Here is a 16901-nt window from a genome sequence, read left to right on the forward strand (position 1 = left end):
CCAGCCCATCAGCCAGCCCCTTGGCCAGAAGCGCCACGCTTGGCGAAGCGGAGCTTGATGGCGCTCCAGCCTTCACCGAAGCGGCCGGCGAAATTCGTCATCCAGTCGGCCCAGGCGACCGGCAGCTCCATGGTCCGGTTGGAAACGATGAACCATGTCGCCACCGCGGACGCCACAATCGGAACGCCGTAGACCATATAGGCGTATTGCGGAATCTTGTCGGCTTTGCCGGCGGCAAAAAAACCAAGCCAGCGTACGAAAAGCGCAAGCGCGATGGCCGTTATCAGCGGGTGAATGCGCGCCTCGCGGTGGGAGCGCGCGTCTCCCGCGACCGCAAGCGCGATCAGCGCGAACACGAGTGAATAGGACCATTCGGAAAAACGCTGGTTGAGCTCGGCCAGGTACCTGTTCGGCGCTCTCTGGAACATCTTGTCGTTGGGACTGGGATTGAGCAGGTACTGGGTCGTCCGGTCCTTCGGCAAAAGCAATACGTCCGATGAGGCCGACATGAAGGCGGACAGATCGAAGGCATAGGAGGTGAACCGGATGACCGAAAGGTCGCCTGTCAGCGTTTCGCGATGGATGACGCCGTCGTTCATCATCAGCACCTTCTCGTCGCCGCTTTCGATGATGGCCCCGGTCTTGGCGTAGTAGATGAGGTTGACGCCTTCTTCGCGCGAATCGGCGACGAAGATGCCGCCGAGGCGATTGTCTGGAAGCCGCTCGCCAATCTGCAGGAAGAGGCCGTCGTCGATCTTGCGGAAGGTGCCTTCCTGGATGATCAGCGACAACAGATCGGCACGCGACGACGCTACCAGTTGGCGGTTTTTCTGGCGTGCATAGGGGTCGATGCCGTTATCGACGGCGAATGAAAGAACGCTGGCCGCCAGCGCCAGGAGCATGATCGGCCTGACGATGGTCCAGCGCGAGGCGCCCGCGGCGTTCAAGACGGCAAGCTCGGAATCGGAATTCATTGCGCTCAGCGTCTGAGCGACCGCGACCACCAGGGCGAAAGGCACGACGATCGGGACGATCGATGGAATGATCAGGGCAGCGACCTCGAAGAAGGTCAGCGCCGACTGGCCGCTGTCGGTGACGAGATCGATGCGGGCGAGCACCTGCGTCGTCCATACGATCGCCAGCGTCCAGGTGAGCGCTGCCAGGAAGACCGCCAATGCGCGACGCATGATGTAGCGTTCAACGACCCTCATGAAGGCTTTTCTCGATTTTGCCGAACGGCATCATGCCTCCAGACAAGGTAGTCGTCCGGCGACGCCTGTACAACCGGTTCCGTTTTGCGGTCGATCCGTCCCGTCCCGCATCATTATTCCCGGTGGGCCGGAGTGTCGGCGGCAATGGATAAGAAAGGGCGAACATCAATGGTTAACAACAGGTTGCGGCAGGAAAGCGGGGCCGTGCCGCGACGAATCGCCGTCGATTCCATACGCCATATGGGATCTGATTCCGGCAAAGTCTTGCTAAATGCCGGAAAACGACCAAATGTCGCGCCGATCACGGTTATGGCCGCCATGACAGGTACAGGCATGGAAGCAGAAGCAACTGAATTGCGCAGTCAAACCGGCCAGGAATCGATTTTTCACGGTGCAATCGTGATCGGCGCCGGCGCGGCGGGGCTGGCCGCCGCCTATGCGCTGATAAAAGCCGGCGTACCAACGCTTATCCTGGAAAGGGAAAACCGGCTTGCCGAACCCTGGTACCGGCGGCACGAACGGCTGCACCTCAATTCGCATCGTGATCTCTCGACACTCCCTGGCGTCGACTACCCCGCGGGCACCCCCGCTTTTCCCCACAAAACCGCCGTCGTCCGCCACCTGAACGATTTCAGCCAGGCGCACAGTCTGCCGGTCCGGCTTGGCGTCGCCGTCGAGGAGATCGCGTTCAACGGCGATCACTGGACCGTTGAGACCACTGCCGGGCCCCTGCTGGCGCGTCATGTCGTCATTGCCACCGGGCGCGACCGACAGCCATTCATTCCGCAGTGGAAGGGCGCCAACGACTTTGCCGGCCGCATCATGCATTCGGCGGATTTTGGCAAAGCCGAGGACTATGCGGGAAAAAAGGTGCTGGTTGTCGGCGCCGGCAATTCGGGCTTCGACGTGCTCAATCATCTGGCGGGGGCGAATGCCGCCTCTGTCTGGCTGTCGTCCCGCAACGGCCCCTCGCTGCTGCCAAAACGCATTGGCAAGATCGCCGTCCACAGGCTTTCGCCGTTTATGGCGCGTTTGCCGTTGTGGCTCGCCGACGCGGTGATGGCGGCAACGCAGCGCCTGGTTTTCGGCGACTTGAAGAAGTTTGGCCTGCCGCGCGCGTCGTCGGGAGGCGCAAGTCGCCTGACTGCCGATTATACCGCGATCGCCACCGATGACGGCGCCGTCCGCGCCATCAAGGCCGGCAAGATCGTAGTACTGCCGCAGGTGCGCGAATTTGCCCGCGACGGCGTCTTCCTCGGCAACGGCGACCTGATCGCTCCCGATATTGTCATCGCGGCGACCGGCTACCGCACCGGGCTCGAACGCATGGTTGGCAAGCTCGGCGTCCTCGATAGCAAGGGCGTTCCCCTTTTCAATGGCGGCGAGGCCGACCCGAAATTGCCCGGTCTGTGGTTTACCGGCATGCGGCCAAGCATCCGCGGTTGTTTCGCCAATGCCCGAATTCAGGCCAAGGCGATCACGCAGCAGATCGTCAGGCAGAGGCGATGAATTGAAAATTGGGGTGGTGCTTCCGGCCGGAAACGGCCAAGTATCGGGTTTCGCCAAGGCACACTCCCAAAAAACCAACGCCGTTCCCGAAAGCAGGACATGATGACTTCGAGACCTTCGATCGCCTTCGCCAAATTCGCAGCGCCCAAAAAGGGCAGTGTCTTCGTGCTGGCGGCCGACGATGGCGGCCTCGGCGACGCGGCAAAGGCTTGCGACCCGGCAAAGACCCTGGAGCGGGCGTTTCCGGCGGCCGACTTTTCCGGCAAGTTCGCCGGCCTGGTCGAAGTGCTGGCGCCGGAGGGCACATCGCTCGACCGGCTGGTGGCGGTCGGCGCCGGAAAGGTCTCGGCGCTCGACGATCATGCCTGGCTCAAGCTTGGCGGCACGATCGCTGCATCCTTGCGCAAGGCGGTCGAGGTGGCTGTCATGCTCGATCTGCCGGGTACTGACGTCGGCGGCAGGCAAGCGGCACAGCTTGCCGCGGGCATCCTTCTGCGCAGCTATGCCTTCGACAAATACAAGACGAAAAAGGACAATGGCGACGGCCAGCGCGACGGCAAGAAGGTCGAGCCCAAGAAGCCGGCCAAGGTGACCATCCACACCACCGATCCGGTGTCGGCGAAAAAGATCTTCACCGACGAAGTGGCGGTGATCGACGGGGTGTTCCTGGCGCGCGATCTGGTCAACGAACCGGCCAACATACTGGGGCCGGTGGAATTCGCCGCCCGCGTCGGCGAACTGGAAGCGCTCGGCGTCACGGTCGAGATCCTGGTCGAGAAGGAGATGAAGAAGCTCGGCATGGGCTCGCTGCTCGGCGTCGCGCAAGGCTCGCCGCGTGGCGCCCGCATGGCCGTCATGCGCTGGAACGGCGGCAAGGCCAAGGACAGCCCGGTTGCCTTCGTCGGCAAGGGCGTCACGTTCGACACCGGCGGCAATTCGATAAAGACGGCCTCCGGCATGGAGGACATGAAGGGCGACATGGGCGGCGCGGCCGCCGTGACCGGGCTGATGCACGCGCTGGCCGCCCGCAAGGCCAAGGCCAATGTCGTCGGTGTCATCGGGCTGGTGGAGAATTCCGTCGACGGCCATGCGCAGCGCCCTGGCGACATCGTCACCTCGATGTCGGGCCAGACCATCGAGGTGCTCAACACCGACGCCGAAGGCCGCCTCGTTCTGGCCGATGCGCTGTGGTACTGCAACGATCGCTTCCAGCCGAAATTCATGGTCAATCTGGCGACGCTTACCGGCGCCATCATGGTCGCGCTCGGGCAGCATTATGCCGGCCTGTTCTCCAACAATGACGACTTGGCGGACAAGCTGACGAGCGCCGGGCAGGCGACGCAGGAACGGCTGTGGCGGATGCCGCTCGGCACCGAATACGACAAGCTGATCGATTCGAAAAATGCCGACATGAAGAACATCGGCGGCCGCTACGGCGGCGCGATCATCGCGGCGCAGTTCCTGCAGCGCTTCGTCAAGGATACGCCCTGGGCACATCTCGACATCGCCGGCACCGCGCTGGGCGCGCCGTCCAACGAGATCAACCAGTCATGGGGCTCCGGCTTCGGCGTCAGGCTGCTCGACCGGCTGGTGCGCGACAACTACGAGGGGTGAGGCCTTAACTATTTGTTTTTACGCAAATCCCTAGGGAAAGCGCTACGCACTTTTCCCAGGAAAACCACTGCACACTTTTCCTGGAATTGCTCCAGAGGCGCGATCATGGCCGACGTCCTGTTCTACCACCTGACCGAATCGACGCTGGAGGATGCGCTGCCCGGCCTGCTCGAGCGCAGCGTCGATCGCGGCTGGCGCGCCGTGGTGCAGACCGGCACCGAGGAGCGGCGCGACGCGCTGGACCAGCATCTTTGGACCTTCAGGGACGACTCGTTCCTGGCGCATGCGACCGACCGCGAATCCTATCCGGCCGAGCAGCCGATCCTTTTGACTACCGGCCAGGACAATCCGAACGAGGCGCAGATCCGCTTCCTGGTCGATGGAGCGGTGCCGCCGGAACTTGGCTCCTATGAGCGCGCCGTGTTCCTGTTCGACGGCCACGATACGGCGCAGGTCGAGGCGGCGCGCACGCACTGGAAGACGATGAAGGAAGCCGGCCACGCAGTCACCTACTGGCAGCAGACGTCGGACCGGCGCTGGGAACGCAAGGCGTAGAACTTCCAGGTTTGCTCGGCGCCGACGTCAGTCGTCGGCTACGGCCCGAATGGGGCGCGTGCCGATCTTGGCCCCTGTGACGGCATCGACGGCCACTGGCTGAATTTCTTCGCCTGTCTCTGAATCTATGTACCGCTTCAGCCTGCCTCCGCCGCGATATCGGCGTCCCCAAGCACCCATCAAGACGAGTACCGGCAAGAAATCGCGTCCAGCGTCGGTCAGCACGTACTCGTCGCGCGGCGGCCGCTCCGAGTAGCGCCGCTTTTCCAGCAGTCCCTCCTCTGTCAGCGTCGCCAGCCGCCGGGTCAGAATGGTGGGGGCGATGCCAAGACTTTTCCGGAATTCGTCGAAGCGGGTGAGGCCCATGCTCGCGTCGCGAAGGATCAACATGCTCCACGCATCGCCAACGCAGGTGAGGCTGCGGGCGATCGGGCAAGAGGCATCGGAAAGAATTTTTGTGTTCATATCATTTTGATAGTGACTTCATATCGAAATGATAGTAACATCGTTTCGAAATGAAATCCAGCACAAAGAAAGGACTGATTTCCATGAACAGGACCCATCCAGAACTTAACCCTCAGCGCGCGCAATCGGCGCGTCATGTCGCGGCGGGCCAGCCGAGATCGGCACCATTCAAACGGAGCCTCGCGATGAACAACCTCATCGGTGTTGTGGCGGCATTCGGCCTGGCCGTGTCCCCGCTGCATGCCGGTGAGCTGTCCCCCATGGCAGGGAAGAGTATCCATATCGGCGATCTTCATGGCGTCTTCTACTACACCAACGAAAATGACGGCTATCGGGTGATCGCAACGATAGCGGATGGCGAGGCCGGTATTCCGGTGCGCTTCTCGGCCACGCTCGCTGAAGGCCAGTCGGCTACGATATCGGTGCCCGGGAAATTGGGCGGATCCGACCAGGGCCTCGACATGTCGCGCTCCGGCGGCAAGCTTACCGTCACCGAGGTGGGATCGAAACAGTCAGTCGGGGCCATTACCGAGTAATGGCTTCATCGGATCGTCGGGGCGTGCCCATTGTGCGCACGCCCGAGGCCGGCAATCCAGCACAGAGAAAGAAGTGATTTCCATGAGCAAGACCAACCTTGGCGTCGCCCTGGTGACGGGGGCATCCACCGGCATCGGGCGCGCGACGGCTAAAGCCCTGCAGAACGCGGGCTTTCGCGTGTTCGGAACCAGCCGTCGCGCGGTCGCCGAAACGATCGATGGCATTACCATGCTGACCTGCGACGTGACCGATGACGCGTCCGTGGCGAAACTGGTCGATGACGTTCTGGCCGAGACCGGGCGCATCGATCTGCTCGTCAACAATGCAGGCATGGGTCTGCTTGGCGGCGCGGAGGAGTCCTCGTCCGCCCAGGCCCAGTCGTTGTTCGACGTGAACGTCTTCGGCGTTTTCCGCGTCACCAACGCGGTGTTGCCGATCATGCGACGCCAGGGAAAGGGCAGAATCGTTAATTTGAGCTCGGTGCAGGGGTTCATCCCAGCCCCTTATTTCGCGCTTTATTCGTCGACCAAACATGCCGTTGAAGGCTATTCCGAATCGCTTGACCACGAACTGCGCTCGTTCGGAATTCGCGTTGTATTGGTCGAGCCCGCCTATACCCGTACGTCGTTCGAAGACAGTCTCGCCAGGCCGGATCAGTTGCTTGATATCTATGACACTGCGCGCGCTGGCATGAAAGTGGCCGTGCGGAAGGCGATGGAAAAAGGCGATGCGCCCGAAGTGGTAGCCAAGACCGTTTTGGCGGCTGCGACCGATCCCGCTCCGAAGAGACGCTATGCGGCGGGGAAAATGGCGCGCCAGGTCAGTTTCCTGCGCCGTTTCGTCCCCGCATCCGCATTCGACAAAAGCCTGCGAAAGCAGCTCGGGCTGCCGCTCTGACGCTTGAGCATGCGAAAGCTTGGCAGTGAATTGCGCCGCATCAGGGCCGATGGGCCGATCTTGACCACCGCCTTGGAGCGCCAAACCCGAACGGGAATGACCGGTCTGGCAATGCCTGCGTCGTAGCGTTTGGAGCGAAATTCGAACTGAGGCACGCCCCAGCCACTTGACGAAAGGATGACCGCGCGCAAAACTGCTAAGATGTCAGACCAATTGTGGATCTAGGTTGCCCATGCGAGCGCGCGGCGAACTGCCCGGGGCAACGCGTGTGGCAATCGCCACGCTCCCGCCGCTGGACCGCGGCAAACAGGTCATGGAAGCGCTGGCCGACTATGTCGAGCGCGCCGCGCTGAAGAGCGGTGACCGGCTTCCGACCGAACGCGAACTGATGGCCGCGCTTTCCGTCGGGCGTTCGACGATACGGGAGGCGATGGGGCGTTTCGAAGCGCTCGGCGTTACCGAGACCCGCAAAGGCAGCGGCACCTATCTGCTCAAGCCGATATCCGCCGGCACGATCCATTTGCCGCTGTCGCTCGATACGGCAGAGCTGCGCGACGGCCTCTTGCACACCCTCGAGGTGCGCCGCGGCATCGAGGCCGAGGCAAGCATGGTGGCGGCGCGGCGGCGGACGGCCGACGACCTGCGGACGATCGAGGAGAAACTCATCGAGATGGAGCGCGTCCATCTCGCCACCGGCACGTCTGGCCCGGAAGACCTGGCCTTTCACCTGGCCATCTACGACGCCACGCACAACCCGCTTTTCCGGCAGCTTCTGGGACAAATGCGCGAAGCGTTCGAGCGCTTCTGGGACCATCCCTTCGACCGCCAGGATTTCGCGCGGCGATCGTTTCCGCATCACCGCGAGCTGTTCGACGCCATTGTCGTCGGGGACGCGGAGCTGGCGCGCGGAAGAACGCTGAAGATACTCGAGATCGTGGAAGAGGATATCGAGGAAATGTCGAAATGAACGGCCCCGATTTTTTCGATCAGGCGTCGCTGATCGCCGCGCATGACGAGGGCAACGCCTTCGATGCCGTCGTGCCGCCGATCGTGCAGACCTCGCTCTTCACCTTCCCGAGCTACGACGAGATGCTCGAGACATACCGCGGCGAAAAAGTGCGGCCGACCTACACGCGCGGGCTGAACCCGACCGTGCGCATGTTCGAGGACATGCTGGCAAAGCTGGAAGACGCCGAGGACGCCATCGGTTTTGCGAGCGGCATGTCCGCAATCTCGTCGGCAGTGCTGAGCTTTGTCGAGCCGGGCGACCGCATCGTCGCGGTCAGGCATATCTACCCGGACGCGTTCCGGCTGTTCGGGACGCTGCTTGCACGCATGCGCATCGAGGTGACCTATGTCGACGGGCGCGACGAAGCATCCGTCGCAGGCGCCCTGCCTGGCGCCAAGCTGTTCTATATGGAGAGCCCGACCAGCTGGGTCATGGAAACCCATGACATCGGTGCGCTCGCTGCGCTGGCAAAGTCCCGTGGCATCCCGACCATCATCGACAACAGCTGGGCCAGCCCGGTCTTCCAGCGGCCGCTGTCGCTCGGAGTCGACCTTGTGGTCCACTCCGCATCCAAATATCTGGGTGGCCACAGCGATGTCGTGGCCGGCGTGGTCGCGGGCTCGAAGGACTTGATCGGCCGCATCCGCGGCGAAGCCTATCCATACCTCGGCGGCAAGCTGTCGCCATTCGATGCCTGGCTCTTGATCCGTGGCTTGCGCACCCTGCCGATCCGGATGCGCGCCCATCAGGCGTCCGGCCTCGAAATCGCACGGCGCCTGCAGGATCATCCGATCGTCGAGAAGGTCTGCCATCCGGGGCTGGCCAACCGGCTTCCCGCGGGGCTCACCGGCACGTCGGGCCTGTTCTCCTTCGTCTTTCGCGACGGCATCGACATCCGCACGTTTGCCGACCGCCTCAAGCTGTTCAAGCTGGGTGTGTCGTGGGGCGGTCATGAAAGCCTCATCGTGCCGGGCGAGGTCGTGCTGCAGCAGAAGGCCCAACCCAACTCCGCGCTGGCGTTCGGCGTCCATCCGCGGTCCGTGCGTCTCCATGTCGGCCTCGAGGGAACCGAGGCGCTGTGGAGTGACCTGGAAGCGGCGATCATCGCCGCTTCCGAAGAAAAGACCTGAAGCAACCAGACAAGAAGGGAACGGAAAATGAAGAAGCTTCTCATCGCCGCATTCGCAACCGTACTGATGTCGGGTACTGCACTCGCCGACACGACGCTGAAGCTCGTGGAGGTGATCACCAGCCCCGAGCGCACCGAAACGCTGAAGTCGATCGTCTCCAAATTCGAGGCCGCCAACCCGGGCACGAAGGTCGAGGTCATCTCGCTGCCTTGGGGTGAGGCGTTCCAGAAATTCGCGACCATGGTGTCCGCCGGCGAAATCCCCGACGTCATGGAGATGCCGGACACGTGGCTGTCGCTCTATGCCAACAATGGCCTTCTCGAAAGCCTCGAACCCTATCTTGCCAAATGGGAGCACACCTCGGGCCTCACCGACCGCGCGCTCGAGCTCGGCCGCGACGTGAACAACACCGCCTACATGCTGCCCTATGGCTTCTATCTCCGGGCGATGTTCTACAACAAGAAGCTGTTCCAGGAGGCTGGTGTCGCCGAGCCGCCCAAGACGATGGACGAGTTCGTGGCGGCGTCGGAGAAAGTCTCCAAGCTTCCGGGCAAATATGGCTACTGCCTGCGCGGCGGGCCGGGCGGCCTCAACGGCTGGATGATGTTCGGCGCAACCATGGCCGGGTCCAACAAATTCTTCAACGACGACGGCACCTCGACCATGAACAGCGAAGGCTGGGTCAAGGGACTGACCTGGGTCGTCGATCTCTACAAGAAGGGATTGGCGCCGAAGGACAGCGTCAACTGGGGCTTCAACGAAATCGTCGCCGGTTTCTACACCGGCACCTGTGCGATGCTCGACCAGGACCCGGACGCGCTGATCGCGATCGCCGAGCGGATGAAGCCGGAAGATTACGGCGTCATGACCATGCCGAAGGGGCCGGACGGCAAGACGTTTCCGACCATCGGCTACGCCGGTTGGTCCATGATGGCGGCCAGCCAGAATAAGGACCTCTCCTGGAAGCTGATCGAAACGCTCGAAGGACCCGAGGGCAATGTCGAGTGGAACAAGCGCACCGGAGCGCTGCCGGTCCACAAGTCGGCCGAAAAGGATCCCTTCTACGCAAGCGAGCAGTTCAAGGGCTGGTTCGCCGAACTCGAGGACAAGGATGCGGTGCCGACGGTCATGCCGACCTATCTCGAGGAGTTTGCCTTCTTCAAGGACTCGATGGTCATCAAGACCAGTCAACAGGCGCTGCTCGGCGACATCACACCTGAGGAAATGGCCAACCAGTGGGCCGACTATCTGACCAAGGCGCAGCAGAAATTCCTGGCCAAGAAATAAACAGCGGACCCGCGCGTCGGAGCCGCCATCGCGGGTGGCTCCGACAGATGTCGGGCAATGAAAGCCTTCTCGTCCATGACCAATTGGAACGAAAGCGTTAGCTGATGGTTTTTGACGCCACCGCCGGCCTCCCGGAATCGCGCCGCCGGTCGCTGGCCGACCGGATCACGCGCCATGCCGAGCCATATCTTTACACCGCCCCGGCGCTGATCCTGATCGTCACCATCATGCTGGCGCCGCTGGTGCTTGGCCTGTCCTACGCCTTCCGCGACGTGCACTTGCTTAATCCTTTCTCCGGCGGGTATGTCGGGCTCGATCATTTTCGCACCCTTTACGGCGACGACAATTTCTATCGGGCGCTGCGCAACACGCTGTGGTGGACCGGCGCATCCGTCTTCCTGCAGTTCGTATTCGGCCTGATCCTGGCGCTGCTGCTCGACCGGCCGTTTGCCGGCCGCGCCATAGCGCAGGCGCTGGTGTTCCTGCCCTGGGCGGTGCCGACCTTCCTCACCGGGCTCAACTGGGCGTGGCTGCTCAATCCCGTTATCGGGCCGCTGCCGCACTGGCTTTATGCGCTCGGCCTCATGAGTGAGCCGGCCAACATCCTTTCCAATCCGCAGCTTGCCATGTGGGGACCGATCATCGCCAACGTCTGGTGGGGCATTCCCTTCTTCGCCATCACGCTTCTGGCCGCGCTCCAGGCCATCCCGCGCGACCTCTACGAGGCGGCGGCGATCGACGGCGCCGGCGCGGTCAAGCGGTTCACGTCGATCACCTTGCCGTTCCTTGCGCCGACCATTGCGATCACCGTGCTGTTGCGCACCGTCTGGATCTCGAACTTCGCCGACCTGATCATCGTCATGACCAATGGCGGCCCGGCCGACCGCACGCAGATCGTCGCGAGCTACATCTTCACGCAGGCTTTCAGGGCGCTTGATTTCGGCTACGCCTCGGCCATTGCACTGGTGCTGCTCGTCCTGCTGCTCGCCTATTCGATGCTGATCGTCATGCTGCGGCAAGTCCTGATGGATCGCGCCTGATGGATCGGGGGAGGACCGGATGAACAGGTATTCGATCTACGGTACTGCGCTCCACCGCCTGGCGATCCTCTGCTACGTGGTCTTTGCGCTGTTCCCGCTGTTCTGGCTGTTGAAAGTATCGGTCACGCCGAACGACCTGCTCTATTCCGAGGGCGTGCGGATGTGGCCATCGCGGATGAGCTTCGAGCATTTCCGCTTCGTGCTCGCCCACAGTGCATTCCCGGTCTTCTTCAGGAACAGCATGATCGTTGCCGGCGCGACGGCCGCGATCGTGACGCTGCTCGCGTCCCTCTCCGGCTATGCGCTGTCGCGCTTCACCTTCCGTGGCAAGTACTGGCTGGTCGCACTGATGCTGCTCACCCAGATGTTTCCGTTGGTGATGCTGGTCGCGCCGATTTTCAAGATGCTCTCGCCGCTCGGGCTGACCAACAGCCTGACCGGGCTGGTGGTCGTCTACACGGCCTTCAACATTCCCTTCGCGACATTCCTGATGCAGTCGTTCTTCGACGGCATTCCCAAGGAGCTGGAAGAGGCGGCCAAGATCGATGGCGCCACGCAATTCATGGCGTTTCGCCAGATCATCCTGCCGCTCACGCTGCCGGGCATTGCCGCCACGCTGGGTTTTGTGTTCACGGCCGCGTGGAGCGAACTGCTGTTCGCGCTGATGCTGATTTCGGGCAACAGCGCCGCAACCTTTCCGGTCGGTCTGCTCACTTTCGTGTCGAAGTTTTCGGTCGATTTCGGACAGATGATGGCGGCCGGCGTGCTGGCGCTGATCCCGGCCTGCCTCTTCTTCCTGTTCATCCAGCGCTATCTGGTCCAGGGCCTGACGGCCGGCGCGGTCAAGGGCTGAGCGAGGTTTTCATGGCATCGATCGACATCCGCAACGTTCGCAAGAATTTCGGCATCGTCTCCGTGCTGCACGGCGTCGATCTGGCGATAGAAAACGGCGAGTTCGTGGTGCTGGTCGGGCCGTCGGGCTGCGGCAAGAGCACGCTGCTGCGTATGATCGCCGGGCTCGAGGAGGTAACCGAAGGCGAGATCCGGATCGACGGCCTGCGCGTCAATGAACGGGCACCCAAGGACCGCGACATCGCCATGGTGTTCCAGTCCTACGCGCTCTATCCGCACATGAACGTCGCCGAGAACATGAGCTACGGCCTGCGGATCCGGAAGGCCGCCAGCGAGAAGATCACAGCCGCTGTCGGCAACGCGGCCAGGAAGCTTGAGCTGCAGCCGCTGCTTGCGCGGCGGCCGAAGGCATTGTCGGGCGGTCAGCGCCAGCGCGTGGCGATGGGCCGCGCGATCGTGCGACAGCCCAAGGCATTCCTGTTCGACGAGCCGCTGTCCAATCTCGACGCGCGCTTGCGTGAGCAGATGCGAGCAGAGATCAAGAAGCTGCACCGTGATCTCGGCGCGACATCGATCTATGTCACCCACGACCAGATCGAGGCGATGACATTGGCCGACCGGATCGTCGCCATGCATGAGGGCGTGGTGCAGCAGGTCGGCAGCCCGCTGGAACTCTACGACCGCCCGGCCAACCTGTTCGTCGCCGGATTCATCGGATCGCCGGCCATGAATTTTCTGTCGGCACGCTACGAGGTCAGTGGAGCCACGGCCGGCGCACGACTGCCTGACGGAACGCTGATAGCGCTTTCGTCAGCCTATCAACTGGAGGAAGGCGCGGCGGTGACGCTCGGCATTCGGCCGGAGCATGTCGAGATGACGCCGGCCTCGGAGGGCAGCCTGAGGGCGACGGTCGACCTGATCGAGCCGACCGGCTTTGGCATCATCCTGCATCTCAGCCTGCATGGCCTGCCATTCAATGTCTTCACGCTCGACCGGGCCGCGCTGACGGCCGGCCCGACGGTGACGGTGGCTTTCCCGCCGCAACATCTGCATTTGTTCGATGAGACTGGAAAGCGCGCATTGAGGTCGAGCCTTCAGCACGGGAACAACTGATCCTCATTTTCGGTCACTCGGGTCGGTTTCCACCGTTGGGTCCGATGCTATTGTCTATCTTGGCGCCGCCGAATTCGATAGGACATTCGCTCCCGGCCTCGACACGCTCTTTGGACGAGGTGGAACGCGCCCGCGACGGCGCCAACGCTAGGTAGTTGAGCGCATGCGCTTTCTGTTTCTTCTGATCCTGCTAGCCGGCATCGGCATCGGCGTCGTCTATCCCTGGGCGATGGCCAATTTCTCCGGCCATGAGATCGGCACCTGGCGGGTCTACGAGCAGGGCCGGTTCAAGCCGGTTACGGTGCCGTTGGCCGGCCGCGACGCGCCCGTGCGGGTGCTGGTCGACCTCACCACTAGGGCCGAACGCATCGTCGTCTCGCAACAGCGCACCGTGCTGACGCTGACCGCCGCCACCGGTGGCAGGACGGTGCTCGCCTCGACGCTGCAGTTCATCCATTCCGAGAACCCGCGCCAGGTCAGCCCGCAACTGCCCGACAAGATCTTCCGCGACGAGGCAGGCCTGATCCCGTCGGTCAGTCCGGGCCCCTACATCTTCACCGTCGGCCCCGGCGACGCCGAAGGCATCGAGATGCGGACGGTGGACCTTGTCCTGCGCTCCGGGGTCGGCGAGATCGACAGCCGTGCGCAGCCGGTTGGCTTCTCGCTGATGGCGGTTGGCCTGATCGGGCTGGTTTTGGCTTTGCGTTTCGGCGGCCGGCGGCCGCAGAATCCGAATTCGCAGCCGCCACCGCCGCGCTGGGGCAGGGGCTCGAATTAAGTCGTGAACTACCGTCACGCCTATCACGCCGGAAACTTTGCCGATGTCGTCAAGCATGTCGTACTGAGCCGGCTCGTCGAATATCTGAAACAGAAGGACAAGGCGTTTCGCGTCATCGACACCCATGCCGGCATTGGCCGCTACGACCTGTCGTCGACTGAAGCGCAAAAGACCGGCGAATGGCGAGGTGGCATCGGCCGGCTGGTCGATGCCGCGCTCGACCCGCCGGCGGCAGCACTTCTGGCGCCCTATTTGGAAGCCGTGCGTTCGCTCAATCCCGAAGACGGGGTGAAAAAATATCCGGGCTCGCCGCTGATCGCGCGTCATCTCATGCGCAAGCAGGACCGGCTGTCGGCGATCGAGTTGCATCGCCAGGATGCCGCCAAGCTGAGGGCGCTGTTCGCCGGAGATTTCCAGACCCGGGTGATCGAGCTCGACGGCTGGCTGGCGCTCGGCGCGCATCTGCCGCCGAAGGAAAAGCGCGGCCTCGTGCTGGTCGATCCGCCCTTCGAGGAGCAGGGCGAGTTCGACCGCCTCGTCGACGGGCTGCGCAAGGCGCACAAGCGCTGGCCGGGCGGCATCTATGCGCTGTGGTATCCGGTCAAGGACCGCAAGGCGGTCGCCGCCTTCAGGAAGGCGCTGGTGCAATCAGGCATCCCGAAGCTGCTCGACATCGGCTTCGAGATCAGGCCGCCATCGGCCGAACCCAGCCTCGACGGCAGCGGCATGGTGGTGGTCAACCCGCCGTTTACGCTGGAGGGCGAGCTGCGGACGCTGCTGCCGGCCCTGCACAAATTGCTTGTCGTCGAGAAACCGGCGCCTTGGACGCTGGAATGGCTGGCGGCATAGGGCGGCGGAGGTGTCCACGCGCCTGCCTTGGTTGAAGCAATTTCAAACTAAGAAACCATCGTCTCTACAACCGCTTGACCGCGCGCGAGCGAATCCGCACAGTGCGCGCAATCGACCATAAGAGGCTGCCATGACTCGCTTCGCCAAATCCGCCCTTGCCGCACTGATCGCCCTTTGCACGCCGCTCGGCACATCCCTTGCTGTCACCCAGGCAGCAAAGGCGGCAGATCTTGCCATTTATACCGACGAAGACAGCGGCGTCTGCGGCGAGGCCTGGGTGCTGAACAAGATCACCAGCCGCTTCTCCTACCAAGTGCATCATGTGCCAAATCTGCCCGATGTCGAGATCACCGATTTCCAGCGCATCCACCAGCACCGCTATTTCCCGGCCAACGACACCTGGCCGATCGGCCGCCGTTATTGCGGCGCCACCGTCAGCCTGTCCGACGGCAACGCCCGCACCATCTGGTATCTGATCGAGGAGGGGCAGGGCTTTGCCTCGATCGGCGACAATGTCGAATTCTGCGTCTCGGGCTTCGACCGCTGGATGGTCTACAACGGCCGCTGCCGCGTCCTGCGCTAGGAGACGCGCCGTCGGCGACACTGTCGCTCTCCCCGCAAGCGGGAGGTCGGACGCCATCTCGGCTTTCGCCAATCTCCGACTGGAGATCAGGCCACCTTGCCGCCAGACAGATAAGCGCACACCAGCTCGACGAGCTGCTTCTGCAACCCTGGTGCGTCCAGTATGCCCCGGCGCGCCTCATTGTGGATCACGCCTTCGACCGCGGACGAAAGCACGCGTGCGACCGTCTCGTGGTCTTTCCTGCGTCTGCGATACTGCGCCACGGCGGCTGCGTAGTGTTCGAGATAGCGCGACTGGAACGCGGCATGGGCGGCTCGCGAGCCGCGGTCGCCCGGCGCTTCGTCGAGCAGCACCTGGTGCAGCGTCGGATGGATGCTGTGCGCCGCGATCATGCCGCGCACCAGCTTGCGCGCAAATTGCCGGAGCGGCTTTTCGTCCGCTGCCGCTTCGCTGATCACCGACAGCACGTTATCGAAGTGGCGGCGCCGGATCGCTTCGACCAAGGCGAGCTTGTCGGGGAAGTACTGGTAGAGCGAGCCGATGCTGACGCCGGCCGCTTCGGCCACCTTGTTGGTGTTGAAGCCGGCCCACCCAAGCTCGCTCAGAATATGAGCACCGGCTTCGATGATTGCTTCAACGGTCGCGATCGAGCGCTGCTGGCGTGGCTGCTTGCGCATGCGCGGGCGCGATTTTGCAATGCGAGTAGACACGTGCGGTTCCATCACGTGAAAATATAAACAGCATACTCACATTTTTCCGGACCGAAAGGAAACAGTCATGTGCACCCTGACCTTGCTCCGCAGCCTCTTCGCCTATCAGGCCTGGGCGAATGACGAGTTGCTGGAGAAACTTGGGAGCCTGGACCCGCGCCTGCACGAAAGGGAACGGCACGCCGCCATGCGGCTGATCAACCACAGCCATGTTGTGTCGCGGATATTTTCGGCGCACCTCGTTGGCGCGAGGCATGGCTATGACGCCGACAACACCGAGGAAACGCCGGCTATCTCCGATTTGCGTGTAGCCGTTGCGGCGAGCGATCGCTGGTATCTCGACTACCTCTCGACCGTTTCGCAACCGGATCTTTCCGAGCCCGTCGCCTTTGTCTTCACCGATGGCGGCAAGGGCTGCATGACGCGCCAGGAAATGCTGACGCACGTCGTACTTCACGGCGGCTACCATCGCGGCGAGGTCGGCCGCATCCTGGCGCAGCTTTCCATCACACCGCCATGGGACACCTTTGCCGTCGGTCTCCATCGGGCTGAGCCCTCGCGTAGGCAGTGGACGGCGCGTGAGCCGCTCGGGGCCTGACTGCAGCGCGGGTCGAAGCCGATTGGGCATTCTTGCATAAAAGTGAGCATCCAGCTCACATTCATTTGCGTCCACGCAAGATGATGCAATGGCATGCTCCTCGAGTTGCTGTCGTCTTGGTCTGTAATTCGCTGGACTGGACAAGACAAAGCGAACGATATGAG

Annotated in this window: 17 protein-coding genes and 1 pseudogene; 15 read left to right on the plus strand and 3 right to left on the minus strand. The window is 62.7% G+C overall.

What is annotated here, in order from left to right:
* Nucleotides 1-8 precede the first annotated feature (8 nt).
* Complete coding sequence (gene lptF, locus EJ066_RS19160) at nt 9-1211, minus strand: LPS export ABC transporter permease LptF (RefSeq protein WP_126040631.1); 1203 nt, start codon at nt 1209-1211, stop codon at nt 9-11.
* A gap of 333 nt (nt 1212-1544) precedes the next feature.
* Between lptF and EJ066_RS19170 the strand changes: the two genes are divergently transcribed.
* From EJ066_RS19170 to EJ066_RS19180, 3 genes are all read left to right on the plus strand, one after another.
* Nucleotides 1545-2720, plus strand: coding sequence for an NAD(P)/FAD-dependent oxidoreductase (locus EJ066_RS19170; RefSeq protein ID WP_126040635.1), 1176 nt, complete (start codon nt 1545-1547; stop codon nt 2718-2720).
* Between the two features lie 102 nt (nt 2721-2822).
* Nucleotides 2823-4334 (plus strand): leucyl aminopeptidase, encoded by a 1512-nt coding sequence (locus tag EJ066_RS19175; protein ID WP_126043966.1) that lies wholly within the window; start codon nt 2823-2825, stop codon nt 4332-4334.
* 105 nt (nt 4335-4439) lie between these two features.
* A complete protein-coding gene (locus EJ066_RS19180) occupies nt 4440-4889 on the plus strand; it encodes a DNA polymerase III subunit chi (protein ID WP_126040637.1) in 450 nt (149 codons plus the stop codon).
* Between the two features lie 27 nt (nt 4890-4916).
* Here the strand turns inward: EJ066_RS19180 and EJ066_RS19185 are convergent, their stop codons facing one another.
* Entirely contained in the window at nt 4917-5354 is a 438-nt protein-coding gene (locus tag EJ066_RS19185; RefSeq protein ID WP_126040639.1) for a helix-turn-helix domain-containing protein, read from the minus strand.
* A gap of 185 nt (nt 5355-5539) precedes the next feature.
* Between EJ066_RS19185 and EJ066_RS19190 the strand changes: the two genes are divergently transcribed.
* The 11 genes and pseudogenes from EJ066_RS19190 to EJ066_RS19240 all read left to right on the plus strand — a co-directional run bounded on the left by EJ066_RS19190 (nt 5540) and on the right by EJ066_RS19240 (nt 15429).
* Complete coding sequence (locus tag EJ066_RS19190; protein WP_126040641.1) at nt 5540-5890, plus strand: hypothetical protein; 351 nt, start codon at nt 5540-5542, stop codon at nt 5888-5890.
* Between the two features lie 82 nt (nt 5891-5972).
* Nucleotides 5973-6788, plus strand: a complete 816-nt coding sequence (locus tag EJ066_RS19195) for an oxidoreductase (RefSeq protein WP_126040643.1) — start codon at nt 5973-5975, stop codon at nt 6786-6788.
* Nucleotides 6789-7020: 232 nt separating this feature from the next.
* Nucleotides 7021-7755: a FadR/GntR family transcriptional regulator gene (locus EJ066_RS19200; protein ID WP_126040646.1), complete on the plus strand. Its 735-nt coding sequence runs from the start codon at nt 7021-7023 to the stop codon at nt 7753-7755.
* On the plus strand, nt 7752-8927 hold the full coding sequence (locus tag EJ066_RS19205) for a PLP-dependent transferase (protein ID WP_126040648.1): 1176 nt from the start codon (nt 7752-7754) through the stop codon (nt 8925-8927). Before EJ066_RS19200 ends, EJ066_RS19205 begins: the two co-directional genes overlap by 4 nt.
* Before the next feature lie 27 nt (nt 8928-8954).
* A complete protein-coding gene (locus EJ066_RS19210) occupies nt 8955-10214 on the plus strand; it encodes a sugar ABC transporter substrate-binding protein (RefSeq protein WP_126040650.1) in 1260 nt (419 codons plus the stop codon).
* A gap of 179 nt (nt 10215-10393) precedes the next feature.
* Nucleotides 10394-11254 (plus strand): annotated as a pseudogene (locus tag EJ066_RS19215) (sugar ABC transporter permease); the annotation flags it as partial.
* Between the two features lie 19 nt (nt 11255-11273).
* On the plus strand, nt 11274-12107 hold the full coding sequence (locus EJ066_RS19220; protein WP_126040655.1) for a carbohydrate ABC transporter permease: 834 nt from the start codon (nt 11274-11276) through the stop codon (nt 12105-12107).
* Nucleotides 12108-12118: 11 nt separating this feature from the next.
* Nucleotides 12119-13219, plus strand: a complete 1101-nt coding sequence (gene ugpC / locus EJ066_RS19225) for a sn-glycerol-3-phosphate ABC transporter ATP-binding protein UgpC (protein ID WP_126040658.1) — start codon at nt 12119-12121, stop codon at nt 13217-13219.
* A gap of 163 nt (nt 13220-13382) precedes the next feature.
* Complete coding sequence (locus EJ066_RS19230; RefSeq protein ID WP_126040660.1) at nt 13383-13997, plus strand: hypothetical protein; 615 nt, start codon at nt 13383-13385, stop codon at nt 13995-13997.
* 3 nt (nt 13998-14000) lie between these two features.
* Nucleotides 14001-14846 carry a 23S rRNA (adenine(2030)-N(6))-methyltransferase RlmJ gene (locus tag EJ066_RS19235; protein ID WP_126040662.1) on the plus strand — a complete coding sequence of 282 codons (846 nt, stop codon included), beginning with the start codon at nt 14001-14003 and terminating at the stop codon, nt 14844-14846.
* A 130-nt stretch (nt 14847-14976) separates the two neighbouring features.
* Nucleotides 14977-15429: a hypothetical protein gene (locus tag EJ066_RS19240; protein ID WP_126040664.1), complete on the plus strand. Its 453-nt coding sequence runs from the start codon at nt 14977-14979 to the stop codon at nt 15427-15429.
* 86 nt (nt 15430-15515) lie between these two features.
* Here EJ066_RS19240 and EJ066_RS19245 read toward each other — a convergent pair whose 3' ends face one another.
* A complete protein-coding gene (locus tag EJ066_RS19245) occupies nt 15516-16106 on the minus strand; it encodes a TetR/AcrR family transcriptional regulator (protein WP_126043967.1) in 591 nt (196 codons plus the stop codon).
* Between the two features lie 100 nt (nt 16107-16206).
* Between EJ066_RS19245 and EJ066_RS19250 the strand changes: the two genes are divergently transcribed.
* Nucleotides 16207-16737 carry a DinB family protein gene (locus EJ066_RS19250; protein WP_126040666.1) on the plus strand — a complete coding sequence of 177 codons (531 nt, stop codon included), beginning with the start codon at nt 16207-16209 and terminating at the stop codon, nt 16735-16737.
* Nucleotides 16738-16901 lie beyond the last annotated feature (164 nt).

Origin of the sequence: Mesorhizobium sp. M9A.F.Ca.ET.002.03.1.2, from assembly GCF_003952365.1 — a bacterium.
Lineage (GTDB): Bacteria > Pseudomonadota > Alphaproteobacteria > Rhizobiales > Rhizobiaceae > Mesorhizobium.